This is a genomic window from Caballeronia sp. M1242 (genome assembly GCF_017220215.1).
In the GTDB taxonomy this organism is placed as follows: domain Bacteria; phylum Pseudomonadota; class Gammaproteobacteria; order Burkholderiales; family Burkholderiaceae; genus Caballeronia.
In genome coordinates this window covers 1179644-1202917 of the sequence record NZ_CP071130.1, presented here as the reverse complement: position 1 = coordinate 1202917, position 23274 = coordinate 1179644, and the positions used below count along the sequence as shown (strand labels likewise).

The following is a 23274-nucleotide window of genomic DNA, read 5'->3' as shown; positions in this document are numbered from 1 at the left end:
GAGCGTTGAATCAGGGAGGAGGCGTCTTTGCGCGATGCTGTTCGATGGCCTGCAATAGCCAGTTCCACGCAGTGCGTTCCGCATCGCCCGCTGTCTTGTCGATGGCGATACGCAGATAGTCGATCTCGCTATCTACCTTCTCTTGCGGCAACATGAAGAGACGGCTAACCAGAATCGCGCCCTCTACAACGGCAGCCTGCGCGCGATTGAAGCCGGGAAACGGCGCGTGCGTCTCGCGATGCACGCACGCCATGCGCAGCGTCGGGCGCGTGTCGTCATCGTTCATTTCAATCAGTTGGAGTTCCGCATGCGCGAGGGTTTGCGCGAGCCGCACGCTCGGCACCACTGTCGCGTGAAGCGTCGGCCAGTCGCGCTGAAAGCCCGTGACGCAGCCCGCGAACACGCGCACGTCCGTCGTGAAGTTGATGACGGCGCTTCGGGTTGCGATGACGTTATCGAGCGTCGTCGACGGGCGAAACGGCGCGAGGATGGCTGAGTCTTGCTCGAAGCGCACGCCCATCGGCGCGACATGCGGACGGCCATCGCGATCCGCCGTGGTGACGATCGTCTCGTAGATCATGGCTGTCCGCGCGCGCGTGCATAGGCATGGGGCTCGCACGAAGGCGCGTTGACGCACGCGGCTTCGTGCAAGTGGGACGTCGCACTCAGCGCGTGGCGATATACATCGTGATTTCGAAACCGAAGCGCATATCGGTGAAGCTCGGCGTAGTCCATTGCATGGCAATTTCTCCTTGGTTGAACGAGTGAATCGGTCGATGCCAACGACGCCCTTTCAATTCGAGCGGCGTGCGCGTGCGAACCCACGCAAGCGCCATGCCAAAAAGATCCAATCGTTCGTGCGCGCTTCAGTGTCACGGAAACACAGCAAAGTGTCCCGTCTGCGTGATGCTCCATCCGATGAACGCGCGTCGATCAACGCTTTTTCATCGTCGTGCCGGGCGCGTGCCATGCCGTCAGGTCTTCCTCAGGGCGATCCACCTCGCATCCCCAATCGAGAGCCTGGTCCTGATCGAATCGCTTCCCGAGTTGCCATGCGATTTCGGCCCGCGCCAGTTGCACGCCCATGTAGAACGCGTGGCCGCCGTCGGCTTCCAGCTTCAGGTCAGGATAGAGCGCGAACGGGTCGGTGGCGATGCGATGTCCATCACGGTTATAGACATGAATCCCTTCGGCCGAAACCTGAACGCGAAAGTTAGGATCACGTACGGATTGCGCGAGCTCGTTAATCTCCTCAGCGCTGTAAGGAAAGGGGCGCTTTGCATGCAGCGCGGACAGGTCGCCCGACAGGCCCTTGGGCAGCCTCTGCGTTTCGCGCGCGGCGTGCATCACGCGTCTTGCGACATCGGCTTCGCGCACGGCACGGCGCGCATGCAGGCTCACGGATGTCGTGAGCACGGCCGCGATTCGCAGTTCCGCCGCCATGCCGAGCAGCACCGCGTTGATGCCGGTCGTGTCCGCTTCCGTCAACTCGGTCACGTTGCCGATGCCCATCATGATCGCAACATCCGGATGACGCTCGCGCAAGCTCACATAACGCGCGATGGATGCCGCGAGCCCGAACGGAATCGGATCGAGAATCGGGTCGGCGAGGAACGGGCGATTGCGTGCTTTCATCGCGTCGATCGCCGCTTCGAGCGATGCCATGTCGTGCGGCTCGCGCGGCACGAGAACGGGCGTCGATGCCGTTTCGTCGGCGATCCACAGCGTATCGACGTTCAGGCTCATCAGGTAATCGGCGCCTGCGCGTGCGCCGCGCACCAGTTCGTCGGCGAGCATCGAATCGACGCTCACGCGATAACCCTGTTCCTTGAGCATCGCCACGGCGTCTTCGAGATGCGGGAACGGCGTCTCGGGCAGGCAGCCGATGTCGATCACATCCGCGCCCTGTTTGGCGTAGTCGCGCGCGCGGGCGGCGATGCCTGCGAGGTCGAGTCGCGGCGCATCGACGATCTCGGCGAAGATCTCCGTCTCGTAGCGCGATAAATCGACATGCCTCGCTTCGCGTCCGAAAAACTGCGGCAAGTCCTTCACTTCCTCCGGGCCGCGCTCGACCTTCACGCCGTAGTGCGCGGTCAGCGCATCGAGGTCGCCGCGGCATCGGCCCGGCACGATCATGCGGCTCGTGCCTTCGCCGAGCGGCGTCGCGACGCGCCGGCGGATCATGTCGGCGGTCATGAGTCCTGCCACTTGCAGACCGATCTCGCGCACTTCCCATGTAAAGGGCGATGCAGTGCTCGTCGGCGCAATGCCTTCGAGCACGCGACGAAGGCTCTGTTCGGCGAGCCTGCCCGTCAGGAAGACGATGTGTTCCATGCGAGATTCAGGTCCGAAAGCCGTTGTTCGAGGGCGGCCTTCAGGTCGTCGAGCGTGTGCGCGACAGTCGTATATTCGATGCGCGCCAGGCGTTCGACGTTATCCAACTCGATGGCGCGCGGCCTGACTTCGACCCATTCGTGGGGCGTTTGCGTGATGACGCTCGGCGCCGTATCGCATGCGAAAACGATGCCCGGCACGCATTGCTTGCCGGCCTGCGCATAGAGATTCGTGGGCAACGTATCGGAGATGCCGAGCGCGCACTTCGCCACCGTGTTGCTGGTTGCGGGCGCAATCACGACGGTGTGATATTCGCCGTGATAGAGCATGCCCACGGGCACGCTGCTCGCGCTGTTGTCGCGAAAGACCTTGAAGTGCTCGCGCAGCTTACGGATGGGCCAGCCATAGAGCGGCAACACTTCTTCGCCCGCGCGTGACAGAAAGAGATCGCAGCGCGGCAGGCGCAAGGCGAGTTCGAGCGATTCCTCGATCATGTGCCCCGAACCGGTCACGCACCACGCGAAGCGCGCGTCGGGCTTGAACTCGTCGAGCCGGCGAGCGGGCGCGGGCTGCGTCATGCGTGATCCGGCGTGGCCGAATCGTGCGACAGCCTGATATGCAGCCGATGCATCTTGCGATACAACGTGTTCCGGCTGATGCCGAGCACCTTCGCGACGTTGCTCACGTTCCAGCGATGTTCGTCGAGCAGCAGCAACACGGTCTCGCGTTCCCTCACCTGTATCGCGTTGAGCGCGGACGTGTCGGCGTCGTCGGTGAGATGCGGCAGTGGCGCCGTGGCGCTTGCCGTGGATGCATTCGTCGCGCTCACGGCACGCGCGCCGTTCACGATCTCGGGCGGCAGGTGCGCGCAGCGAATCTCGGGACCGTCGCAAAGCGCGATCGCCATCTGCAGGACGTGCCGCAATTGCCGTATGTTTCCGGGCCACGAATAACTCAGCAACGCCTGTCGTGCCTCGGCGCTCAGCGCGGGCGGGTCGGTGGATTCGGTTTCGAGAATGTGGGCGATGAGCGCGAGCGCATCGGCGCGTTCGCGCAGCGGCGGCAAGTTGATCTCGATGCCGTTGAGCCGGTAATACAGGTCTTCGCGAAAGAGGCCTGTCTGCACGAGTTCCGCGAGATTGCGGTGGCTCGCGCTAATGAGCTGGAAGTCCACCTTCACGGTCGTTTCCGCGCCGAGCGGCGTGACTTCGTGTTCTTCGAGCACGCGCAGCAGCCGCGCCTGCAGCGTGAGCGGCATGTCGCCGATCTCATCGAGGAAGAGCGTGCCGCCGTTCGCCTGCACGATCTTGCCACGCCGTCCTTCACGCTGCGCGCCGGTGAAAGCGCCCGCGCGGTAACCGAACAGTTCGCTCTCGATGAGGTTCTCCGGCAGCGACGCGCAATTCACCGCGACGAACGCGCCCGCTCCGTTCGGGCTGATGCTGTGCAGCGCGTTGGCGAAGACTTCCTTGCCGGTGCCCGTTTGCCCGCGCAGGATGATCGGTATCTTGCGTTGAATCACGCGCGCGGCAAGCTGAATCTGCGAGGCCATGCGCGGATCGCCGAATTCCAGATGCGAGAGCTTGTCGAGACGGCCTGCGCCCGAGCCGGCGTTCTCGCGCGACTCCTTGCGCGCGGGCTTCGCGCGTGTCGTCAGCGCGGAGTCGTTCATCAGGATGCGCGTTGCGCCGCCCGCCGCTTCGCGGGGCGTCTGCGCGGTGAGAAAGAAGCGGCTGTTCGCCTTCGCGCTATACACCGTGACCGGATGAAACGAGCCGCGTATGCTGCGCGCGATCATGTCTTCGAGCGACGCGTTGAACGCCTCTTCGATGCGCTTGCCGCACAGTTCCGCGGGCGTGCGCAGATCGAGCTGAAAGAGCGCGCTGCGGCTCGCGGCCAGCACCACGCCATCGTCGCTGACCGCGAGCTTGCCCGCGTGCAGCGTGCCGACGAATTCGGGCCGGCTATGAAAGTGGATCATGTTCGCGTGCCGGTAGCGCGCATCGATCAGACGATTTTCGATCATCTGCCGCGACATGCCGACGAGCACCAGCGAATGCTGCTGCAAGAGCTTCGAGCGGCTCGTGACATCGAGCGCGCCGGCGATCGTGCCGCGTTCGTCGAAGATCGGCGCGGCGGAGCAGGTGAGCGACGTATAGCGCGGATAGAAGTGCTCGTGCTGGCACACGGCAATGCAGTCGCGCTCGATCAGGCACGTGCCCATGCCGTTGGTGCCGGCTTCGCGCTCGCTCCACAGCGCGCCCACGCGCAGGCCGTCCGCGGCGACAGCCTCGCCGAACGGCACGGAGGACACCTGATGCACGATCACGCCGTCCGCATCGACGAGCACGACCGCGAGCTCGGGATCGGCGAGCTGCTGATACAGCGTCGTCATTTCGAGCTTGGAGCACGCGATGAGGTCGCTCGCGGCTTCACGGCGCTCGGTGAGTTCGCGCGATGTCAGCACGGGCGGCATCACGAAGCGCGCCGGGTCGAGGTGGAACTCGGTGAGGCAACGCATCCACGATTGCGCGACGGAATCGCTCGCGCGCCGCGTGGCGAGCGGGTTATTGACGATGTTCAGCACTTCCCGGACATGCGTGTCTACGTCAGCTAGCGACGACATGGGGCCGTGTCTCCGTGGCGTTTTTCGTTGCGGTCGCGCATGAGCCGCGCGTTGCGTCCGACGCCGAATCTGTTTGTGTTTTCCGCGGGCGCCGCGGCCGTCTCGTTGCCGTCGTGCTGTTAGCCGCACGCGTGCGCGCCTCGTGGCCGGGCGTGCGGTTCGGTCAGGTTTTCCGCCCCGATCTGGCCCGGTTCCCAAAAACTCTACATCCGATGGCGCGCCGGTTCAATAAGTAGTCGCATAGAGTTTGGCGCTGCGCGCGGTTTTTGCTTTTGTCCTCGAATCACCCGCGTTTCACGCTTTCATCACTCACCGGGCCGCTCGCGCGGCGACACGCACATGGGCCGATTCGATCCGATCCGCGAAGCCGTTCGCGACATGGCGCCGCGCGCTGCCGAGGAAAACCCGCCGATGGATATTGTTTTTATCGAGGGACTCACAGGGCAGACGGTGATCGGCATCGACAAGAGCGAACTGCACATCGCGCAGCCCGTACGCATGAGTCTCGCGATCGGCGTGCCGTCGTTGCGTGCGTGCACGACGGATCGCATCGAGGACACGGTGAACTACGCCGCGGTGCGCGAGGCCATTCACGCACTGCTTGCGTCGCATGGCGTTCAGCTGTTGGAGGCGCTGGCCGAGCACATCGCGCAACTCGTCATCGCGCGATTCGGCGCGCATTGGGTGAGGGTGTCGCTGGCGAAACCCGCCAAGTTCAATGATGTCGATGCAGTCGGCGTCGTGATTGAGCGGCGGCGCGCGCCGTCGATGCAAGGCGGGCTCGGGTGGATCGGCCTGGGCTACGTGCCGCAATAAGCCTTGCGTGAAGCGTTATTTCGCGGCCGCTGCGGGCTTCACGAGTCCGCACGCCCTGAACGCTTCGCGCTGCAACTCGCGATACTTCTTCGTCTGCGCCTTCGCGCGATCGACGCGAAACTCGGCGCCGCCTTCGCCGCCCAGCGCGGCGTATTTCGAAAACGTCGATTGCTCCACGAAGTCGTCATAGGTGAGCACTTGCGCGATCTTGTCGATGGCGCACGAGCACTTGTAGACGTTCACGAAGTCATGCCCGTTGTCGTCCATGCAGGCGAGCACGTATTCCACGCGGCCTTCGGTCGGATAGTCGTGCCCTTGCGCCGGCACGCCTGCGGCCGCGAACGACAGCGAGCACACGGACGCCAACGCGACGAACACGCTAAGCGCGCTACAACGTGGACTCATTCGATGAACCTCGTATCGTGGTCGATGACATGCGGCCGGCGCTCAACGGCGACGCCGGCCGCACTATCGACGGCATAGTGACGATCAGGCCGCCGCGAACGGATGCGCGACCGATGACTTCCTCGACACCACTTCGGATGCCTTCGGTTCGCCCGCTACCGCGCGCTGAATGGCTTCCTTCGTCGCCTGATAGTTGAACTCCTGAATCTTCTTGTCGTCGGTTGCTTCCCAGTGAATGAACACGCCGACACAGATAAAGAGGTCGTCGGCTTCGTCGGCGGGAATGGTGCCGTCTTCCACGCTGTCGGCGACCGCGAGCGCCACCGCATGCTGCGCCGGCCCGAACATCTGCACGGCCTGCTTCGCGCCCTTGATGGTGACCTTGTTGAAGAGAATCGTGTTGGGCTTGGTGATGAGATTGGGCGCGACCACGGCCAGCAGCGACGTGAAGCCGTCCTTGTTGTTCGTGAGCGCGTGGCAGAACGCGGTCTCCGCAGCGGAGCCTCGCGGTCCGATGATCAAGTCGATATGTGCGACCTCGTTGCCGTCGCCGACGAGCGACTCGCCTATCAGGACGCGGTTGATCTTGGCCATGCTGTTCCTCCAGTGAAGGGTTCTTGGGACGATCGACTTGCTCCAGGGCTCAGGCGGCCACGGTCGATAACCCGAAGACCGCGCAACGCATCCTCGATGCAAACGGCTGCACAGAGGGCGGCATAACCGCGTACGTCCTAAACATGATCCGTGCCAATTTTTCAGGTACAGCGGCGCGCGCATCGACGAGTCATGCGGTCATCAGCGCGACGAAAAGCGTCGCCACCGCGAGGTCCGCGCTCGTTCCCGGGTTGATGCGTTGCGCCTTGAGTTCGGCGTCCCATACGTCGAGCGCGGGCGCGTGCGAAGGACGGCCGGCTGCGCGCCAGTTCGCGCGTTGAACGGCTGCATCGCGCGTGACACTTTGCGCCGTCGTCGCGCCGTGCTTGCGCACAATGTGCGAGTCCGGCCAACGCGAGAGAAACATGAGGAACGCATCGAGCATGGCTGCGCGCGGATTCGCGATGCCCGCGTCTCGCGCCGCATCGAGGCCCGCGCCGAATACGTCGGCGAACCCGTTCGCGTATTGCCGCGCGATGCTGTCGCGGTTCGCGGCGAGCGTCATCGCGGCGCGCAGGTCCACGGTCGGCGGCGCATGCACGGATTGCTCGCGTGCTTCGCCGAGGCCGCCGGGATTCGCGAGCGCGATCGCGCGATAGGCGAGACGGGCATCGTCCAGATCGAGCGTTGCAAGCGCGGCTTCGGTCGCGGCATGCCAGTGCCCGAGGTCGACAGGATGATCGCGCGGCAGGCGTTCGAGTGCGGCGCACAACGGCGCGGCGAGCAGCACGATGCCGAGATTCGTGTTGCAGCCGACTGCATTAGATGTATGGCGCACGGCGTCCAGAATGCGCATGCCGACGCTTGCGCCCGCGACAAAGAGACCCGTTGCGGCCATTTCCGCGCTCTCGATGAACTGCGCAGCCGTCATGCCGTGGCCCGCGCTCGCGATGCTCACGTTGCCGGGTTTGCGCGTCTCCACATCGAGCGCGCAGGCGCGCATGAACGCTTCGCGCGCGTGGATCGGGTCAGGCGCGGGCATCGCCGCTTGCCCATGCGAGCGTGCGCTGCGATAGCGCGAGCTTGCGGTCGAGCAGATCGTCAACAAGCAACGCGGCGATATCGAGCGGCGTCACCGACTGCAAGCCGCGCCACGCTGCCACGCCGTTCACTTCGAGCACGAGCGGGCGTCCTTCGGCTGCGATCAGATCGACGCCTGCATAGTCCAGCCCGAGCGCATGGCTCGCCCGCACCGCAGTATCGGCGAGCGAGGGCGTGAGCTCGGCCGGCTCGCAACGCGCGCCGCGGGCGAAGTTGTGAATCCAGTCGTCGCCGCCCACGCGCTTCATCGCCGCGACCGCGCGCGTGCCGATTACGAGCACGCGCCAGTCGAAGCCGGGATGCCCGGCATCGACATAACGCTGTAGATAAGCCACGCCGCTGAAGTCTTCGAGCGATGGCAACGTTTCGCATGCGTCGTCGCCGAGCCGCCGCAAGCCTTTGCCTTGCGAGCCGAAGAGCGGCTTCATCACGAGCTTGCGGCCCGCGGCGGCTTCGCGCATCAAGACGCGCTTGGCAAATGCGGGCGATTCGCCGGCCCATGTCGCGGGCGTCGGCACGCCGAAGCGGTTGAGCAGAAAGCTCGTCATCGACTTGTCGACGCTGCGTTCGATTGCGCGGGCGTCGTTATAAACCGGCACGCCGCTTTCGCGCAGCGCATGCAGAATGCCGAGCCGCAACGTCACCTGTTCGAACGTGCCGCCCGCGATGCCGCGCACGAACACCGCATCCGGCAGCGCGTGGCCGAAGCCGGGAATGGCGAGACCATGCGGAGGCCACGTCGTATCGATGCGGCAATCCGCGAGATCGACGCAACGCGCCTCGACGCCGCGCGCGCGAAACGCTTTCTTCAGACGGCTCGTGTGCCAGCCGGTCTCGTCGGTCATGATCGCGATGCGCGTCATGGCGTTTCCTGCGTGACGTGCCATTGCGCGTGAAGCAGCGCGTGGTCGAGCTTGCCGCCGTGATATGTCGCGCCGCTTTCGAGACTCGACACCCACGCTTCGGCGGGCGCAAAGAGCGCGGCGTCGATCTGATAGAAGTCGTAGTTGAACGACTTGAATATCTCGGCGAAGGGCTTGCCGTAGTCTCGCGCGTTCGAAGACGGCAGCTCGGCCGCGAGCCGTCTTGCGGCCGCATCGCTCTCGACAGTGAGATGCACGCGGCCGCCGTAAAGAATGGCGTCATTGGTGCGGCCCATTGCCTGCGTGTCGTCGGGCGCGGGCGGCGGCAATGGCGCGCTGCCGCTGGCTTCCACGACCTCGCTCAAGTCGACGCCCAGTACGTGCGTCTTGTGCAGCGCAACTTCCACCACGCGCGCCACGACCTGCACCGTGCCCGCGACAGAATGTGTCGGCGTGACCGCGATGACGAGCTTGTCGGGCGCGAGGCCGCAATCGTCGATCACCTTGTCGATCACCACTTGCGGCGGCAGGCGGTTCACTTCCATGACGAGCGCGCCGCGTTCGTGTTTGTCGCGATAGCCGAGTTCATCGAAAAGCGGCTCCTTGCACGCGAGCGCGCGCGCCGGGCCGGAGCCTAGCGAGAAGAACTTCTTGCCGCCGGTCTCCTCTTTCGTCGCGGAGAGACTCCAGCCCGCGTACTGGCTCCCGAGGCAGGCCAGCACGGGGTTCGACGTATGCACTTCGATGAAGACGGGCCAGAGCGGAGCGGCCTCCGACGCCATGCGGCGCGCGACGTGCCCGAGCCCGCCCATGCAGATTCGCGCGATGAGCGTGCCGGCATCGGCGCTGCCCGCTGCATCGACGCCTGCATCCACGATGGTCGTGCCCGCAGGCGTGCGCGTGATGCCGACGCGAAGCTCTTCGCTGCGTTCGATCAACTGCGCGACGAGCGGCTCGCTCATCGCGTTGACGCTTAATCCAGCGGGAAGGGGAGAAGTCAGTGTCATGGGCTCAATGGTTTTTGATGCGTTGCAGGATGCGCGCGCATTCGCTGTCCAGCGCCGTACGCAGCAAATCGAGTTCCGGCGCGGTGGTCATCATCGTGCAGACAGGCATGCCCGCCTCGATGCGCGCGCCGGGAAGCGGTATGTCGTGGCACGCGGGATCGGCAAAGCAGGCATCGCTGAATGCCTGCGATGCGACGAAGCCGTGCGGCGCAAACACGACGCGCTGCCCCGCGATCAGCGGTGGTCGCGTTAGCGCCGTGTCAGTGTGCGGCAACTCCCCGTCGAGGCACGCGTCCATATGCGCTCCGATCAAACCGCGCGGCCACGCGTCGGGCCATGCGGCTTCGTAGAGCGCCATCGTCGATGACGGGCGCGTGTTGATTTCGAGCACCTCGAACGTGTCGTTATCGAGCAAGAAGTCGAGGCTGCCGAGACCCGTGAGATCCGTTCGCCAGACGATCGTTTCGATCGCATCAACGATGCGCGCTGCGGTATCGCGCGGCAACGTCACGGGACCGAGCGACCCTGCGTGAATGAACGGCAGACGATGCGCGCTCACCGTGGTCTGCTCCGCGAAGCCGATGACCACGGCCTCCCGTTGCGCCGCGATGAAGAGCGCGGACATCGGGCGGCCTTGCGACAGCCGCTGAAAATAGGCTCCGGACGGCGTTTCGTCGAGTTCGCGCGCCCATTCGATGTGCGTGCCGCCGCAGCCGTCGCTTCGCTTGATGAGCCAGTCACGCGCATCGGCGGGGCGCGTAAAGCGCACCTCGGGATGGGCGATACGCGCGTCGTCGAGCAAGGCGAAGAAGCGCCGCGGATCGCGCACGGCCGCCGACTGCGCGCCATTGCCGATGACACGCGGCACGCCCGGCGCGCGGCTCAGTTCGATGGCGAGCGGCTCCAGCCCGCTCGTCACGACGAGCCCCAGCATGCGAGGCATGCGTGCCACGCGCTGCAGCGCGTCGTAGAGGCGCGCGCGGTCGATGGACAAGCCCTCGCCGCCGATGTCGAACCACATGCCCGCGTGGGTGCGCGTATCGCGGTCGCCGAAAATATCGAGCGCGACGACGTTCAGGCCCGCGCGCGCGGCCGACTGCGCGAGCATGCGCGCCGACAGTCCGGCGACGGCGACGCGCGGCGCGCGCGCGTTCATCACGCGCCTTGTCCCGCGACGATGGCGCGGGCTTCGTCGAATGCTTCGGGAAAACCCAGGTACACCGGCTTGCCGCCGGTGCGCATGCGCACGAACAAGCGGTGCTCGGCCTGATACTTCACGTTGCCGATGGCGAGCGCGCCGATGCCGATCGCATCCGTGCGCGCCGCGCCGGCAAGCGGCTTGCCGTCGTCCATGACGTTGACCCCGGCGATGCCTTCGGGCGGCACGGCGTTCACGTCGGCGGCGATCAGCAGATGCTTCGCCTGCGCGATATCGGCGGCGCTCATCACTTGCACGCCCGCGGCGGCGGTGGCGAAGACGATCTCCGCTCGCGCCAGTTCCCGATGCAATTGCTCCGTGGTACCGGTCGCGACGCCCGTCGTGGCGATATCGAAACGCCGGTTGATTTCATCGCTGACTTGCGTGGCGCGCGACTGACTCGAATGGCTCGCGACGACCACGTCCGCGCCGAGCGATGCGGTCATCGCGGCGGCCACGCGTCCTACCGCGCCGGTGCCGCCGAGAATCAACACGCGCTTGCCGTCGAACCCGACCTGATGCGACGCCTTCAGATGCTTCTCCGCGAGCGCGACGACCGCGGCGGCGGTCGTGTACGCGCCGCTGGGATCAGCGAACACGGACACTTCGAAGGGCGGCACCATCGCGTTGCGCGCGCGTTCCAGCATGTCGGCGGCGAGCATGACGTCGCGTCCGCCGAGAAAGATGCCCGTGCGCGACACGCCTCTAGGACCGCGCGAAAAGATGGCGTCCTGCGTGAGTTGCACGACGCTGCCTTCGTCGACGTTGCAGTACGGCACGACGATCTGATAGCCGGCGTCGGCCGCCATGTTCACATCGAACGGGCTCATTTGCGGCGTGCTCGTGAACATGTGCAGCACGTAAGGTCTTTCGGCGGCATCGGGCATGGTCTGGGCTCGGTCGGTGAGGTAAATGATGCGTTGCGGCGCGATTCACGCAGCATTTGCGCCTGATTCGCGCGGACAGGCTGCGCGCCACGTCGCGCCGTGATTGCGGGCCGCGACAATGGAGAAGCTGAGCGATGCATGTGGCGCTGCGCGTTGCGCGGTGGCGAGCGCGCGCTCGGCCTGCTGCGCGCTTGCGACGAACGCGAAGCCCACCGGCCCCCACGACGTCTGACCGATGCCGGCCTTCTGTTCGGCCGCGACCGCTTGCAGCGCTTGCGCCACTGCGGGACTCGCGAGCACGCCGCCTTGCGCGGGCGCGAAGTACTCGCCGATGGTCTGCTGCATGTCGCAGATTGCGTCGGCGAAGGGTTCGAAGTCGCATTCGGCGACGGCGGGCAGGAGGCGCATCAAGACGAGATGCGAAAGATGGGCGGCGAGCGCGGCGGGAAACGGCGCAAGCGAGGCGAGGCCGCGCTTTTCCGCCTCGCCGTGCAGCCCTTCGCGGGATGCGTCGTCGATGAGCAACACACGCCAGGCATCGGGAAAGCGCTGACGCGCGAGCAGTGGCGGCAGCGTTGCGTTCTCGCTGTGCGCGGTGCTGCGTCCGCCATCGACGATCAGTCCGCCGTGATCGAACCCATGTATGCCGATGCCCGAACGCGCGCCGCGTCCGAGCAGCCGTGCGACATCCGTCGTGGTCAGATCGTGCCCGGTCACGCGGGCGAACGCGGTTCCGAGCGCGAGCGCCAGTTGCGTGCCGGAGCCTAGTCCGGTGTGGGCGCGTGGCGTTTCGTGCACTTCGATGCCGACGGGTTGCGTGACGCCTAGCGCCGCGTGGAGTCGCGCGAGATAGGCTTCGATGCGCTCGTGCTGCGCTTGCGTCGATGCGCCGTCTATGCGCGCCTTGCGTTGTGCGCGGCGCGCGGTGATGCGGGTGCCATGTCCGTCGATGACGAGCCCCACACTCCCGAAAGCGCGGCCGAGCGAACCGTTCGGATCGATGAAGCCTAGATGCAGCCGGGCATCCGCCGAAAGGGTGATCGCCTGGGGTGGCGACAGGGCGGAATTGGGCATGTTCTTTTGGCTTTCGCTCGTACGGGGATTTTCATGGCCCAGGCAAAAGGTGTACCAAGTTCGTCGTTCTTCTCTTTTCGTGGAACTTGTTTTCGTGTCGGTCTATTGGCGTTGCCCCTCCCCGGGGCGGGGGGCACTTTCTTTGCTGCTGCAAAGAAAGTAACCAAAGAAAGCAGCTTTTTTTCGCCCGCAGCAGTAACGGTGTGGTCACTTCGCAGAAAGTCGTTGGCCCTCAGCTTGAATCAACCCTGAATCACCTTCCGCGCCCGCTGAGCGCCGCTTCCTCGGAGCCCTCCGAGCCCCTTGGCCCGTTAACACCGAGCGCTTGCAACGGTATGCGTGCTTGTCAAACGTTGGTCTCAGTGCTGGCAGATCCGCGCCTCAACGAACTAACGCGGCACGGTTTGCGATTTCAAGCGTGAAGCGCTAAACGGGGTGTGGTGTTGACGAGCCAAGGGGCTCGCATGACGTTGATGTTCAGCGGGCGTGGAAGGTGATTCAAGGCTGTCTCAAACTGATTGCCATTGTCTTTCTGCGGAGTGACCACACACTGTCGCTGCTGCGGGCTCACAAAAGCTGCTTTCTTCGGTTACTTTCTTTGCAGCAGCAAAGAAAGTGACCCCCGCCCCGGGGAGGGGCAACACTAATAGACCGACACGAATGCGAGTTCCCCGACAAGAAACGCCTCTCAAGAAAGAAGCAAACAAAGTCAATCGTACTTGATATACCGAAACCGCTGATCATCGGTGGGCGTCCCGCTAAGAGGCCCTCCTTCGAGCGAGGGCCGCCACTGCACGACTTCTTCTATCTTCGAAGCAAGCGCAAAGTCTTTATCGGTGATGCCTTTGGCAGAATGCGTCTTGAGCTTAACGATAACGAACGCATAAGAAACGGTAAGGTCCGGATGATGCCAAGCCGCTTCCGCCAGATGGCCCACAGTATTGACGACCATCAGCGTGCCCTTCCAACCTTCCGTGCGGAACCTGCGCCTGAGCCATCCATCCTCGAAGTACCAGTGTTTGAGCGCACCGTTGAGACGCTCGGCGATCTCCGCATCGGAGTACACCTTCTCGGCTTGAGTCATGACCAGGTCCGGAACAGAACGTGAGTGATTCAGTATGCGCGTCTTCGCCAAAGGCACACAAGCAAACCAAAACACTGCTGCGGCGCGTCAGAAGTCGAAGCTATAGAAGCCAGCGATTTCGCGTATTTGACACAGTATGTCTCGCGATACACCGCGCACTCACGCGCTAACGTGAGCGAACAGGATGTCACTCCCGCCCCAACGCAATACGCGCACGAGCGCACTAAACCGGCATGGAATATGCAAAAGGCGTCGATACGCATGCGTTCGGCCATGACCGGGCACAGCGTAGCTCGTTACCCGCATTGAGAAGGCGCGCGCGATGCACCCGGTAGCGTGGTCATCCCTGGGTCGGAGGCATCACCATTCTGGAGGAGACATGAACTTACGCACCCTGGTTCTTGGACTGGCGGTGGTTGCGACAGCAGGCCTGAATTCCTATGTAGCGCAGGCCGATTCGCAACTCGACAGCCTTATCAAGAATCCTTCGAATTGGGCAGCGCAGGCGGGCGATTATTCGAATCACCGCTATAGCACGCTCAAGCAGATCAACGAAAACAACGTCGGCAAGTTACAGGTCGCCTGGACCATGTCCACCGGTGTGCTACGTGGTCATGAAGGATCGCCGCTCGTCATCGGCGACACGATGTATATCCATTCGCCGTTTCCCAACAAAGTCATTGCGATCAACCTCAAGGATCAAACCTTCATCTGGCAATACCAGCCGAAGCAGGATCAGCAAGTCATCTCCGTGATGTGTTGCGATACAGTGAATCGTGGCCTCGCTTATGGCGACGGCAAGATCTTCCTCCAGCAAGCCGATACCAAACTCGTCGCGCTCGATGCGAAGACGGGCGACGTGGTATGGAGCGCGCAGAACGGCGATCCTAAGAAGGGCGAGACCAATACGAATGCGCCACATGTGTTCGGCGACAAAGTGCTGACCGGCATATCCGGTGGCGAATTCGGCGTGCGTGGCCGTCTCGTTGCGTACAACATCAAGGACGGCAAGGAAGTGTGGAAGGCCTATAGCACGGGCCCCGACGATGAAATGTTGCTGGACCCGCAGCAAACCATGACGTGGTCCGACGGCAAGATGATGCCCGTGGGCGCCGACTCGTCGACCAAGAGCTGGCAAGGCGATCAATGGAAATACGGCGGCGGCACGACATGGGGATGGTACGCATGGGACCCGAAGCTCAACCTTGTCTACTACGGCACGGGTAACCCCGGCACGTGGAATCCGACCCAGCGCCCCGGCGACAACAAATGGTCGATGTCGATCTTCGCGCGCGACCTGAATACCGGCAAAGCGAAGTGGGTCTATCAGATGACGCCGCACGACGAGTGGGACTATGACGGCGTCAATGAAATGATCTTGTCGGACCTGAGCATCGGCGGAAAGCGAGTGCCCGCGATCGTTCACTTCGACCGCAACGGCTTCGGCTATACGCTGAACCGCGAAACCGGCGAACTGCTCGTCGCGCAGAAGTACGATCCGGCCGTGAATTGGGCCGATAGCGTCGATATCAAGAGCGGCCTGCCCATTCGCAACGCCAGCTATTCGACACAGAAGGCGGGTCCGGACCATAACGTGAAGGGCATTTGTCCTGCCGCGCTCGGATCGAAAGATCAGCAGCCTGCCGCATACGATCCGAACTCGAGTCTCTTCCTCGTTCCGACCAATCACGTTTGTATGGACTACGAACCGTTCCAGGTCGACTACGTGTCGGGTCAGCCGTTCGTCGGCGCAACGCTTTCGATGTATCCGGGTCCGAACGAGAACGGCGCGATGGGCAACTTCATCGCGTGGGATGCGGCCAAGGGCAAGATCGCATGGTCCAAGCCCGAGCGGTTCTCGGTGTGGTCGGGCGCGCTGGCGACAGCAGGCGGCATCGTGTTCTACGGCACGCTCGAAGGCTACATCAAGGCGGTACGCATCAGGGACGGCAAGGAACTGTGGAAGTTCAAGACGCCGTCCGGCATCATCGGCAACGTGTTCACGTATCAGTACCAGGGCAAGCAATATGTCGGCGTGTATTCGGGCATCGGCGGCTGGGCCGGCATCGGCATGGCAGCGGGACTCGAAAAGTCGACGGAAGGTCTCGGTGCGGTAGGCGGGTACCGCGAACTCGCGAAGTATACGGCGCTGGGCGGCACGCTCTTCATCTTCGCTGTCCCGAGTTGATACAGGCGTGAGCAGGATCGCGCGGCGGCATGCGTGCCGCCGCGCATAGCAGAGCCTTGCATAAAAAACATATTGAAGGAGACACGCGAATGATAGGCCGAACCATCCTGGTGTTGTCGATAGCGCTCGTTGCGTCATCCGCGCCTTTCGCTCAGACCTCTTCAGGGGAGATGAAGCCGGTGGCGTATCAGGTCGTCGATGGCAACAAGGTCGACAACGATACGCTGCAAGGATGGCGTACCTGGCGCGCGCTCGCGTGCGAACGCTGTCACGGGGCGAAGCAGGAAGGTCTCGTCGGTCCCTCGCTGGTCGACGCTTTCAAGACGCTCGACAAGAACGAATTTCATCGCACGGTCTTCGGCGGACGTGTCGACAAGGGCATGCCCGACTTCAGCGCGAGCCAGATGATGCAGAAGAATTGGGAGAATCTCTACACCTATTTGAAGGGACGGTCCGACGGCAAGATCAATCCGGGCGACCTGCAAGCAATCGATGCCAAGTGAAGGCATCGCGAGCGGCGCACGATGACCGCTTCTACTCCCGGAGGCTTCATGTTTCAACGTAAGGCCAGTTGTACGGTGCGATTCGGTCGCATGGCCGCATTGCTTTCAGCGCTTGCTCTGCTTTCGGCCGACGCCGCGTTCGCGCAGGGCGCAGGCGGTCCGCCGCCGAACCTGCCGAACAACGACGGCGCGGACGGCGTGTTGCGCGTATGCGCCGATCCGAACAACATGCCGCTCTCGAACCAGAAAGGCGAAGGCTTCGAAAACAAAATCGCGAGCCAGATGGCGAGTGATTTCGGCTATAAGCTCGAATACACGTTCTATCCGCAGCGCATGGGTTTCGTGAGGAATACGCTGCGCGACAAGGTGCCGAATACCGAGCAATACAAGTGCGATCTCATCATCGGCGTACCCAAGGGCTATGAACTGACTGCGACGACGCGGCCGTATCTGCATTCTACCTACGCGATGGTCTTTCCGAATCGCCCGGAGTACGCGAACATCAAGACGCCCGCTGACCTCATGAGTCTGCCGCCGGATCAACTCAGGAAAATGAAGCTCGGCATCTTCGTTAAAAGCCCGGCCGTGGACTGGCTGCTCAGAAATAACCTTATCGAGCAGGCGGTGTCGTATCAAGGGCAGAGCGGCGATCCCGAGGCGTTTCCCGGCGAGATGATCGAGCATGACCTGTCGCAAGGCAACGTCGATGCTGCGTTCGTCTGGGGACCGATCGCCGGATATTTTGTCAATCGTTCGGATAACAAAGTAAGGCTCGTTGCGTTCCCGCCGCAGCCCGGCATTCGCTTCGACTTCGAAATCTCGATGGGCGTGCGGTACGGAGAGAAAGCATGGCGCGACAAGGTCGATAACTGGATTGCGTCGAATCAGCCGAAGATCGACCAGATATTGACGAGCTATCAAGTGCCGCTGCTGCCTCTCCAGCCGATGCAACCCGCGCAAGCACAATGAGAACGCCTGCCGTCACTCTTTGCGCGGTGATGATCGCGTGCGCGCTGGGCCTGACGCAAGGGCATAGCGCGTTGGCCGCAGCACCGCCGGTTGCTTCGGCGCCGGGGGCGGACATTGCGCCCGCCGAACGCCTGGTGTTCCTGCAGCCGCATATGAGCGGCGTCGAGCCGCAGACGGAACTGGATTACTCCGTGGACTATTCCGGTCCGCCCGCGAAAGTCAGCGATACGGTGCGCGTGCTCGTCGTGAGTCCCGGCAACAGCAAGAACGATGCGCGCGTGACAGACCGCACCGGTCCTGTGAATGTACCCGGCGGTCTCCCTTGCAATCCGGTCATCATCTATTTTCTGGAACACGACATTGCCGAGATGGAGCAACTGACGGGCGGACAGCGGCGCTATTTTCAGCAGCGCGTTCGTCTCGCATTGGCAGCCGCTCCGGCGATTACGCCCGTATCGAGCGATGCGCTCGGAATCGGAGGCGGCAAGCATGTGACGGCGCATCAGGTCGTGATTCAGCCTTACTTGAACGATCCCAATGCCGAACGTTTCTCACAGTACACGGGCAAGCGTTATACGTTCGTGATCGCGGACGATGTGCCCGGCGGCCTTCTCATGATTCGCACCGAAGTGCCGGGCGCGGGCAACGACTTCGCCCATCCGCTGCAAAGGGAAACGATCACTTATCAAGGGGCGCTCAAGAATCTGTCGCCGCCCGCGGGCGCGCCTGTGAAGGCGGGGAATGTGCCGCGTGCGAGCCGATAAGGCCGCATGAGCGACAAGGTGCGCGTGAATCTCGTCCGCTCGACTACGCGTGCGCCGGGACGCGAAGCATTCATCCCGCAGATGTGTGCGATTTCGGCGCGATCACGCATCAAGGCGCTGTCATTGGCATGGCCTGCGTTGACGCTATTTGCGCTTCTTAGCGGACCGACGCGCGCGGAACCGCCGCTCTCCATGCAGCAGATCGCGCCCGGAGAATACGCGCATCGCGCTCACGATGACATTGCGACACGCGCGAACAGAGGCGATATCGCGAACGTGGGCTTCATCGTCGGTACGCGCTGCGTGGCGGTGATCGACACGGGCGGCACGCTCGCAGAGGGACGCGCGCTGAGGCAGGCGGTACGAAAGATCACGCCGCTGCCGGTCTGCTATGTCATCAACACGCACATGCACCCGGACCATATCTTCGGCAATGCGGCATTCGTGGACGATCATCCGCAATTCGTCGGAAGCGTGAAGCTCGCGCAAGCGGAGGCGTCGCGCGCGGAGAATTATCTTCGCGCGCTGAACCGGGAGCTCGGAGACATCGCCGAAGGTAGTGAGATTATCGGGCCGACGCAAACGGTGGATGGCAGCGCAACGCTCGATCTCGGCGACCGTCCATTGACGCTGCGGACATGGCAAACAGCGCATACCAACAACGACTTGACGGTATACGATGAGAAGAGCGGCACATTATGGACCGGGGACCTGCTCTTCGTGCGCTGCATTCCGGTGGTGGATGGAAGTGTCGTCGGCTGGCTGGAAGACATCGCGCGTATTAAGCAGATGAATCCGCGACATGTCGTGCCGGGACATGGTCCGCTCGATCCGCCGTGGCAGCAGTCACTGGAAGCAGAAGCGCAGTACCTTGCGGAACTCGCGCGTGACGTGCGCGAGGCCATCAAGCGCGGCGCGACGATTCAACAAGCCGTAGACACCGTTGGCCTCGATCAGCGCGAGAAGTGGCTGCTCTACGAGATTTACCATCGTCGCAATGTGACGGCGGCTTATGCGGAACTCGAATGGGAGCAGTAACAGGCAGCATGGAGGGCATCATGATGACCGATACGCCTGGCTCTATGCGCGCGCGCGGCGCACTGTTCGCGCTGCTTGCGTTGATGGCATCGCTCGCGCAAGCGGCACAGCCGGACGACGACCCGAACAAGGTCGCTCGCTGGCTCGATTTCAAGGAAGGCGCGTTCAAGGGACAAACGGTCGATACGCATGGCGAAGCCGTCATCACGCTCGACGCTCCTGCACGCGCGGCAGATGCCGCAGTCGTTCCTATCGCGATCAACGCACAGTTCGCTCAGAGTCCCGCGCACTACATCAAGAAGATCTACCTTTTCATCGACGAGAATCCCGAGCCATACGCGGGCTATTTCGAATTCACGCCCGAGTCTGGACTGGCGAGCGTCGAAACGCGTGTGCGCGTGGAGGACTATACGTTCATGCGCGCCATCGCCGAAACCAACGACGGGCACCTGTATAGCGCGGTGCGCTTCGTGAAGGCATCGGGCGGTTGTTCAGCACCCGCCGACAAGGACGACGATGCAGCCGAACGCGCGGCAGGCACGGTTCGATTGCAATCGGAGGGCGCGGCGGTCGCCGGCAAGCCGCAACTCGCGCAAGTGATGGTGCGGCACCCGAATCGCACGGGCATGGCGATGAACCAGATCACGCGCAACTATGCGACGGCCTATTTCATTCGAAAGGTCGCCGTCACGTATGCGGATAAACCGGTGATGACCGCGAACGTCAACTTCTCGATCAGCGAGAACCCGAATTTTCGCTTCTACTTTCTGCCGACCGGGAGTGGGAAGTTGAAAGCGCATATAGAGGACACCAAGAACAAGCAGTTCGAAGGCGCGATCGCTATTCAGACGCAAGCGGCCGGGCAAGCGTCGGCAATGAAATGACGCTGCGCTGCGCGAAGCTAGTCATCGCCGCGCTTTTGATTGCATGCGGTGCGTGGGCTGGACCGGCGATGGCCGCGCTCGCCGGCATGCCTGCGCCAACGCGCATTGCGCCGGGCGTGTACGCGTTCATCGGAACGGGGGACGCGGTGGCGCCGGAGAATCATGGCATCGTCGCGAATAACGGCTTTATCGTCGGGAAGAGCGGCGTGACGGTGATCGACACGGGGCCGTCCTATCGCTATGGCCGCGCGATGATCGAAGCCATCCGCAAGGTGACGCCTTTGCCGGTGACGCTCGTCATCATCACGCATCAAGCGCCGGAATTCGTCTTCGGCGCCGCTGCCTTTCGCGACCGGAACGTGCCGATACTCGCGCATGTTCGCGCGGCGCAACTTATCCATGATCGCTGCTCCATCTGTCTTGCGAATCTGCGCAAGACACTCGGCGAAGATGAGATGGCGGGCTCGCGCGTGACCGTGCCTGACCGCACCATCGACGGGACCACTGAGATAGAGAACGGCGGACGCAAACTGCAATTGCTGCATTTCGGCCCCGCGAGCACACCCGGCGATCTGGCCGTGCTCGATACCGAAACCGGTGTCCTCTTCGCGGGCAGTCTGGTATCGAATGGCCGAATTCCCGAGCTGCGCAACGAGCAGATACCGGGCTGGCTCGCTGCGCTCGAAAACCTGCGTGCGCTCGATCTGAACACCGTCGTGCCCGCGTTCGGTCCGCCTTTGCGCGGCGACGCGATCTTGCAGACCGGCTTGTATTTGCGCGAGCTCGATGCATCCGTGAAGCAAGCCTATAAGAGCGGCATGAGTCTCACGCAGGCAATGCACGCAGTGCAGTTGCCCACGTTCAGCGGCTATAAGCTGTACACCACCGCGCAGCCGCAGAACGTGCAACGCATCTATCTTCAGTTGGAAAAGCAGTAGCCCGTTCTTTCAAGCAGGCCCACACCAAGGAGACACGACATGGCCAAGCTGGTCGCGCTGTATAAAACGCCGTCGGACAAACAGGCATTCGATGCCCATTACACATCAACGCATGTTCCGCTCGCCAAAAAGCTACCGGGCCTCACGCGTTATGAGTTGAGCACGGGACCAGTCACGGTGGCGCAAGGCGAATCGCCGTATCACCTCGTCGCCGTGCTCGAATTCGATTCGCTCGATGCGATCCGGTCCGCGCTCGAATCGCCGGAAGGCCGGGCAACCGCCGGCGATTTGTCCAACTTTGCTCAGGCGGGCGTCGAGTTGCTGATGTTCGATACCAAGGACGCCTAAGCGTCGTTCAATGCGGCGCGCCCGAGTCCGATACGTCGTCGGAGTCGACTTCCGGATCGGGCACGCGCAGATCGTCGCGCCGGTGATTGATAACGAGAAAGACGCTCATCAGCACGAGAAAGACCACGACTAGCATCGCGGCGTTGAGAAACACGCGCTCGTAACCCAACTCGGACACGTCGATGAACCAGTACGGGTAAAACTCCGACTCGCTTCCGCGCCATAGCGTCACGAAGAGATAGCCCAGCGGATAGACGAGCCAGAGCGCGCATCGCCGCCAGGAAAGATGAAAGCGCGGCACGAACAAGAGCCAGTACAACGCGGAAAGCGCGGGCACCACCGTGTGCAGCGATTCATTGACGAACGCGCGATAGCCCGATGGCGTCCATAAGAAGCGCAGCAGTGTGTTATACGCGATGCCGACGAAGACCATATACACGACGACTGCCGTCACGACCGTCGGCTGACGAAAGAAGCGCGCAAGCGGCGCCTGAGCGCGCGTGGCGACACACGTGAAGCAGATGGCCGTGAGCAATACCGTCAGATTCGTGAGGTAGCTGCTCATCCGCGCGATACCGTCCATGACGGTCAGGCCGCGATCGAGCGAGCGTGCGATGGTCAGGTCCGTTTGCGCCGCGATGGCAAGCCACGCGACCATTGCGATAGCCGCAGCCAGAGCGAGCGAGGCAGTGCTGGGGGTATGAAGCGGCAAGTCGGGCTCGTGCCGCCGCGAGTTCTCTTGGGACTTGGACATGCGGTCATTTTATCGGCGCATGTAAAAGCGCGCAGGCGTCGCCTCGGCGGTCATGTATGCATTTTGACGCCTTCGTGCGTGACTATTGTCGGGCTGGATCAGAGAACGCGTTATTTGAGCGTGGCGCGCTATGTCCCGGCGTGACCGACGATGCTCAAGAACTGGCTGCCGGCTTCTGCAAGCAAGCCGGAATTATCGATGTGGACCACGCGCGCATGACGCGGGAGTTCAAACGCGGGCCTGCGTGCGAGCCGCGCCTCGATCTGTCGCGCGTCTTCGCGTCCCCGCCTGGCAAGCCGTGCGGCCAGCACGGCAGGCGCGGCATCGATGTGCACGAAGCATGCGTCGGGGTAACGCACGAGCGCCTCTGGCGCGTGCTGCCGCGAACCGTTGACGACGACGGAGATGCCGCGCGCGAGCCACGCATCCAGTTCGATGCCGATGCCATAGCGCAGACCGAGGCTTTCCCAATGCATCGCGAAGAGGCCGTGAGAAAGGCGCGAGGCGAATTCGTCGGGCGTGAGCGCGATATGGTTCTCGCCGTCAGTCATGGCACGCGTGATGTACCGATGCGCGAACATCACGCGTGCGCCGACGCGTTCACGCGCGAACGCCAACAGTGAGTCTTTGCCCGCCCCGGAAGGGCCCATGACATAGATCAGCCTTGCGCTTTCCATCTTGCTCATGCGATGTCCTGTGCAATGTTCGCGTTCGAAGATCGATTGTAGAGTGCAACTCGTGATGTCAGTATGGTTCGCAACGGCGCCAGACGTCGATTCAGTCTGACGAGTCGGCCGCCACGTCCCTTTCATTTCCGGGTAACCCCGCGTTGCGGCACATGGGGCTATTCCGTATTCTCACGCGAAACGCATAGTTCGCTATGTGAATCGCTGTTCGCA

At 63.0% G+C, this 23274-nt stretch carries 25 protein-coding genes; 9 read left to right on the top strand and 16 right to left on the bottom strand.

Features of this window, described 5'->3' with window-relative positions; genetic code table 11:
* Positions 1–10 precede the first annotated feature (10 nt).
* The 5 genes from JYK05_RS19005 to JYK05_RS18985 form a co-directional block, all read right to left on the bottom strand.
* The gene (locus tag JYK05_RS19005; protein WP_206468863.1) at positions 11–580 is read right to left on the bottom strand and encodes a DUF447 domain-containing protein; all 570 of its coding nucleotides are present in this window, start codon (positions 578–580) and stop codon (positions 11–13) included.
* An 85-nt stretch (positions 581–665) separates the two neighbouring features.
* Positions 666–740, bottom strand: a complete 75-nt coding sequence (pqqA, locus tag JYK05_RS19000) for a pyrroloquinoline quinone precursor peptide PqqA (RefSeq protein ID WP_008354335.1) — start codon at positions 738–740, stop codon at positions 666–668.
* A gap of 193 nt (positions 741–933) precedes the next feature.
* Positions 934–2334, bottom strand: coding sequence for a DUF6513 domain-containing protein (locus tag JYK05_RS18995; RefSeq protein WP_206468862.1), 1401 nt, complete (start codon positions 2332–2334; stop codon positions 934–936).
* Positions 2313–2912: a flavoprotein gene (locus JYK05_RS18990; RefSeq protein ID WP_206468861.1), complete on the bottom strand. Its 600-nt coding sequence runs from the start codon at positions 2910–2912 to the stop codon at positions 2313–2315. Before JYK05_RS18990 ends, JYK05_RS18995 begins: the two co-directional genes overlap by 22 nt.
* Positions 2909–4960 (bottom strand): sigma-54-dependent Fis family transcriptional regulator, encoded by a 2052-nt coding sequence (locus tag JYK05_RS18985; RefSeq protein WP_206468859.1) that lies wholly within the window; start codon positions 4958–4960, stop codon positions 2909–2911. The genes JYK05_RS18990 and JYK05_RS18985 overlap by 4 nt, the downstream gene beginning before the upstream one ends.
* Before the next feature lie 411 nt (positions 4961–5371).
* Between JYK05_RS18985 and JYK05_RS18980 the strand changes: the two genes are divergently transcribed.
* Positions 5372–5776: a dihydroneopterin aldolase gene (locus tag JYK05_RS18980; RefSeq protein WP_371826439.1), complete on the top strand. Its 405-nt coding sequence runs from the start codon at positions 5372–5374 to the stop codon at positions 5774–5776.
* 15 nt (positions 5777–5791) lie between these two features.
* Here JYK05_RS18980 and JYK05_RS18975 read toward each other — a convergent pair whose 3' ends face one another.
* The 9 genes from JYK05_RS18975 to JYK05_RS18935 all read right to left on the bottom strand — a co-directional run bounded on the left by JYK05_RS18975 (position 5792) and on the right by JYK05_RS18935 (position 13989).
* Positions 5792–6181, bottom strand: a complete 390-nt coding sequence (locus tag JYK05_RS18975; RefSeq protein WP_206468855.1) for a hypothetical protein — start codon at positions 6179–6181, stop codon at positions 5792–5794.
* An 84-nt stretch (positions 6182–6265) separates the two neighbouring features.
* Entirely contained in the window at positions 6266–6775 is a 510-nt protein-coding gene (gene fae / locus JYK05_RS18970; RefSeq protein WP_206468853.1) for a formaldehyde-activating enzyme, read from the bottom strand.
* A 190-nt stretch (positions 6776–6965) separates the two neighbouring features.
* On the bottom strand, positions 6966–7817 hold the full coding sequence (locus tag JYK05_RS18965) for a triphosphoribosyl-dephospho-CoA synthase (protein ID WP_206468851.1): 852 nt from the start codon (positions 7815–7817) through the stop codon (positions 6966–6968).
* Entirely contained in the window at positions 7804–8763 is a 960-nt protein-coding gene (locus JYK05_RS18960) for a RimK family alpha-L-glutamate ligase (protein WP_175940707.1), read from the bottom strand. The genes JYK05_RS18965 and JYK05_RS18960 overlap by 14 nt, the downstream gene beginning before the upstream one ends.
* Positions 8736–9746 (bottom strand): methenyltetrahydromethanopterin cyclohydrolase, encoded by a 1011-nt coding sequence (mch, locus tag JYK05_RS18955; RefSeq protein WP_206468849.1) that lies wholly within the window; start codon positions 9744–9746, stop codon positions 8736–8738. Before mch ends, JYK05_RS18960 begins: the two co-directional genes overlap by 28 nt.
* A 4-nt stretch (positions 9747–9750) precedes the next feature.
* A complete protein-coding gene (locus JYK05_RS18950) occupies positions 9751–10902 on the bottom strand; it encodes an ATP-grasp domain-containing protein (protein ID WP_206468847.1) in 1152 nt (383 codons plus the stop codon).
* Positions 10902–11831 carry an NAD(P)-dependent methylenetetrahydromethanopterin dehydrogenase gene (locus JYK05_RS18945; RefSeq protein ID WP_206468845.1) on the bottom strand — a complete coding sequence of 310 codons (930 nt, stop codon included), beginning with the start codon at positions 11829–11831 and terminating at the stop codon, positions 10902–10904. Before JYK05_RS18945 ends, JYK05_RS18950 begins: the two co-directional genes overlap by 1 nt.
* A 45-nt stretch (positions 11832–11876) precedes the next feature.
* Positions 11877–12905, bottom strand: a complete 1029-nt coding sequence (locus tag JYK05_RS18940; protein WP_206468843.1) for a beta-ribofuranosylaminobenzene 5'-phosphate synthase family protein — start codon at positions 12903–12905, stop codon at positions 11877–11879.
* Between the two features lie 709 nt (positions 12906–13614).
* Positions 13615–13989, bottom strand: coding sequence for a 4a-hydroxytetrahydrobiopterin dehydratase (locus JYK05_RS18935; RefSeq protein ID WP_206468842.1), 375 nt, complete (start codon positions 13987–13989; stop codon positions 13615–13617).
* A 379-nt stretch (positions 13990–14368) separates the two neighbouring features.
* Here JYK05_RS18935 and JYK05_RS18930 point away from each other — a divergent pair, with 379 nt between their 5' ends.
* The 8 genes from JYK05_RS18930 to JYK05_RS18895 all read left to right on the top strand — a co-directional run bounded on the left by JYK05_RS18930 (position 14369) and on the right by JYK05_RS18895 (position 21621).
* A complete protein-coding gene (locus JYK05_RS18930; RefSeq protein WP_206468841.1) occupies positions 14369–16177 on the top strand; it encodes a methanol/ethanol family PQQ-dependent dehydrogenase in 1809 nt (602 codons plus the stop codon).
* 89 nt (positions 16178–16266) lie between these two features.
* The gene (locus tag JYK05_RS18925) at positions 16267–16680 is read left to right on the top strand and encodes a c-type cytochrome (protein WP_175940700.1); all 414 of its coding nucleotides are present in this window, start codon (positions 16267–16269) and stop codon (positions 16678–16680) included.
* A 48-nt stretch (positions 16681–16728) separates the two neighbouring features.
* A complete protein-coding gene (locus JYK05_RS18920; RefSeq protein ID WP_371826438.1) occupies positions 16729–17649 on the top strand; it encodes a substrate-binding domain-containing protein in 921 nt (306 codons plus the stop codon).
* Positions 17646–18413 (top strand): hypothetical protein, encoded by a 768-nt coding sequence (locus JYK05_RS18915; RefSeq protein WP_206468840.1) that lies wholly within the window; start codon positions 17646–17648, stop codon positions 18411–18413. The genes JYK05_RS18920 and JYK05_RS18915 overlap by 4 nt, the downstream gene beginning before the upstream one ends.
* A 192-nt stretch (positions 18414–18605) precedes the next feature.
* The gene (locus tag JYK05_RS18910) at positions 18606–19451 is read left to right on the top strand and encodes a quinoprotein relay system zinc metallohydrolase 2 (RefSeq protein WP_241270016.1); all 846 of its coding nucleotides are present in this window, start codon (positions 18606–18608) and stop codon (positions 19449–19451) included.
* The gene (locus JYK05_RS18905) at positions 19439–20335 is read left to right on the top strand and encodes a quinoprotein dehydrogenase-associated SoxYZ-like carrier (protein WP_241269952.1); all 897 of its coding nucleotides are present in this window, start codon (positions 19439–19441) and stop codon (positions 20333–20335) included. Before JYK05_RS18910 ends, JYK05_RS18905 begins: the two co-directional genes overlap by 13 nt.
* A 68-nt stretch (positions 20336–20403) precedes the next feature.
* Positions 20404–21273, top strand: coding sequence for an MBL fold metallo-hydrolase (locus JYK05_RS18900; RefSeq protein WP_241269951.1), 870 nt, complete (start codon positions 20404–20406; stop codon positions 21271–21273).
* A 39-nt stretch (positions 21274–21312) separates the two neighbouring features.
* Positions 21313–21621 carry an EthD family reductase gene (locus JYK05_RS18895; protein WP_206468838.1) on the top strand — a complete coding sequence of 103 codons (309 nt, stop codon included), beginning with the start codon at positions 21313–21315 and terminating at the stop codon, positions 21619–21621.
* A 7-nt stretch (positions 21622–21628) separates the two neighbouring features.
* On the opposite strand, the gene JYK05_RS18890 is transcribed toward JYK05_RS18895, so the two are convergent.
* Together JYK05_RS18890 and phnN are read right to left on the bottom strand one after the other, a co-directional pair.
* Complete coding sequence (locus JYK05_RS18890) at positions 21629–22375, bottom strand: Pr6Pr family membrane protein (protein WP_206468837.1); 747 nt, start codon at positions 22373–22375, stop codon at positions 21629–21631.
* Between the two features lie 128 nt (positions 22376–22503).
* The gene (gene phnN / locus JYK05_RS18885) at positions 22504–23061 is read right to left on the bottom strand and encodes a phosphonate metabolism protein/1,5-bisphosphokinase (PRPP-forming) PhnN (protein ID WP_206468836.1); all 558 of its coding nucleotides are present in this window, start codon (positions 23059–23061) and stop codon (positions 22504–22506) included.
* Positions 23062–23274 lie beyond the last annotated feature (213 nt).

Bases quoted from the DNA above. Each gene is read 5' to 3' on its own strand.
- JYK05_RS19005 (WP_206468863.1), bottom strand. From the start codon at position 580: ATGATCTACGAGACGATCGTCACCACGGCGGATCGCGATGGCCGTCCG.
- JYK05_RS18995 (WP_206468862.1), bottom strand. From the start codon at position 2,334: ATGGAACACATCGTCTTCCTGACGGGCAGGCTCGCCGAACAGAGCCTT.
- JYK05_RS18990 (WP_206468861.1), bottom strand. From the start codon at position 2,912: ATGACGCAGCCCGCGCCCGCTCGCCGGCTCGACGAGTTCAAGCCCGAC.
- JYK05_RS18985 (WP_206468859.1), bottom strand. From the start codon at position 4,960: ATGTCGTCGCTAGCTGACGTAGACACGCATGTCCGGGAAGTGCTGAAC.
- JYK05_RS18980 (WP_371826439.1), top strand. From the start codon at position 5,372: ATGGATATTGTTTTTATCGAGGGACTCACAGGGCAGACGGTGATCGGC.
- JYK05_RS18975 (WP_206468855.1), bottom strand. From the start codon at position 6,181: ATGAGTCCACGTTGTAGCGCGCTTAGCGTGTTCGTCGCGTTGGCGTCC.
- fae (WP_206468853.1), bottom strand. From the start codon at position 6,775: ATGGCCAAGATCAACCGCGTCCTGATAGGCGAGTCGCTCGTCGGCGAC.
- JYK05_RS18965 (WP_206468851.1), bottom strand. From the start codon at position 7,817: ATGCCCGCGCCTGACCCGATCCACGCGCGCGAAGCGTTCATGCGCGCC.
- JYK05_RS18960 (WP_175940707.1), bottom strand. From the start codon at position 8,763: ATGGCACGTCACGCAGGAAACGCCATGACGCGCATCGCGATCATGACC.
- mch (WP_206468849.1), bottom strand. From the start codon at position 9,746: ATGACACTGACTTCTCCCCTTCCCGCTGGATTAAGCGTCAACGCGATG.
- JYK05_RS18950 (WP_206468847.1), bottom strand. From the start codon at position 10,902: ATGAACGCGCGCGCGCCGCGCGTCGCCGTCGCCGGACTGTCGGCGCGC.
- JYK05_RS18945 (WP_206468845.1), bottom strand. From the start codon at position 11,831: ATGCCCGATGCCGCCGAAAGACCTTACGTGCTGCACATGTTCACGAGC.
- JYK05_RS18940 (WP_206468843.1), bottom strand. From the start codon at position 12,905: ATGCCCAATTCCGCCCTGTCGCCACCCCAGGCGATCACCCTTTCGGCG.
- JYK05_RS18935 (WP_206468842.1), bottom strand. From the start codon at position 13,989: ATGACTCAAGCCGAGAAGGTGTACTCCGATGCGGAGATCGCCGAGCGT.
- JYK05_RS18930 (WP_206468841.1), top strand. From the start codon at position 14,369: ATGAACTTACGCACCCTGGTTCTTGGACTGGCGGTGGTTGCGACAGCA.
- JYK05_RS18925 (WP_175940700.1), top strand. From the start codon at position 16,267: ATGATAGGCCGAACCATCCTGGTGTTGTCGATAGCGCTCGTTGCGTCA.
- JYK05_RS18920 (WP_371826438.1), top strand. From the start codon at position 16,729: ATGTTTCAACGTAAGGCCAGTTGTACGGTGCGATTCGGTCGCATGGCC.
- JYK05_RS18915 (WP_206468840.1), top strand. From the start codon at position 17,646: ATGAGAACGCCTGCCGTCACTCTTTGCGCGGTGATGATCGCGTGCGCG.
- JYK05_RS18910 (WP_241270016.1), top strand. From the start codon at position 18,606: ATGCAGCAGATCGCGCCCGGAGAATACGCGCATCGCGCTCACGATGAC.
- JYK05_RS18905 (WP_241269952.1), top strand. From the start codon at position 19,439: ATGGGAGCAGTAACAGGCAGCATGGAGGGCATCATGATGACCGATACG.
- JYK05_RS18900 (WP_241269951.1), top strand. From the start codon at position 20,404: ATGGCCGCGCTCGCCGGCATGCCTGCGCCAACGCGCATTGCGCCGGGC.
- JYK05_RS18895 (WP_206468838.1), top strand. From the start codon at position 21,313: ATGGCCAAGCTGGTCGCGCTGTATAAAACGCCGTCGGACAAACAGGCA.
- JYK05_RS18890 (WP_206468837.1), bottom strand. From the start codon at position 22,375: ATGTCCAAGTCCCAAGAGAACTCGCGGCGGCACGAGCCCGACTTGCCG.
- phnN (WP_206468836.1), bottom strand. From the start codon at position 23,061: ATGAGCAAGATGGAAAGCGCAAGGCTGATCTATGTCATGGGCCCTTCC.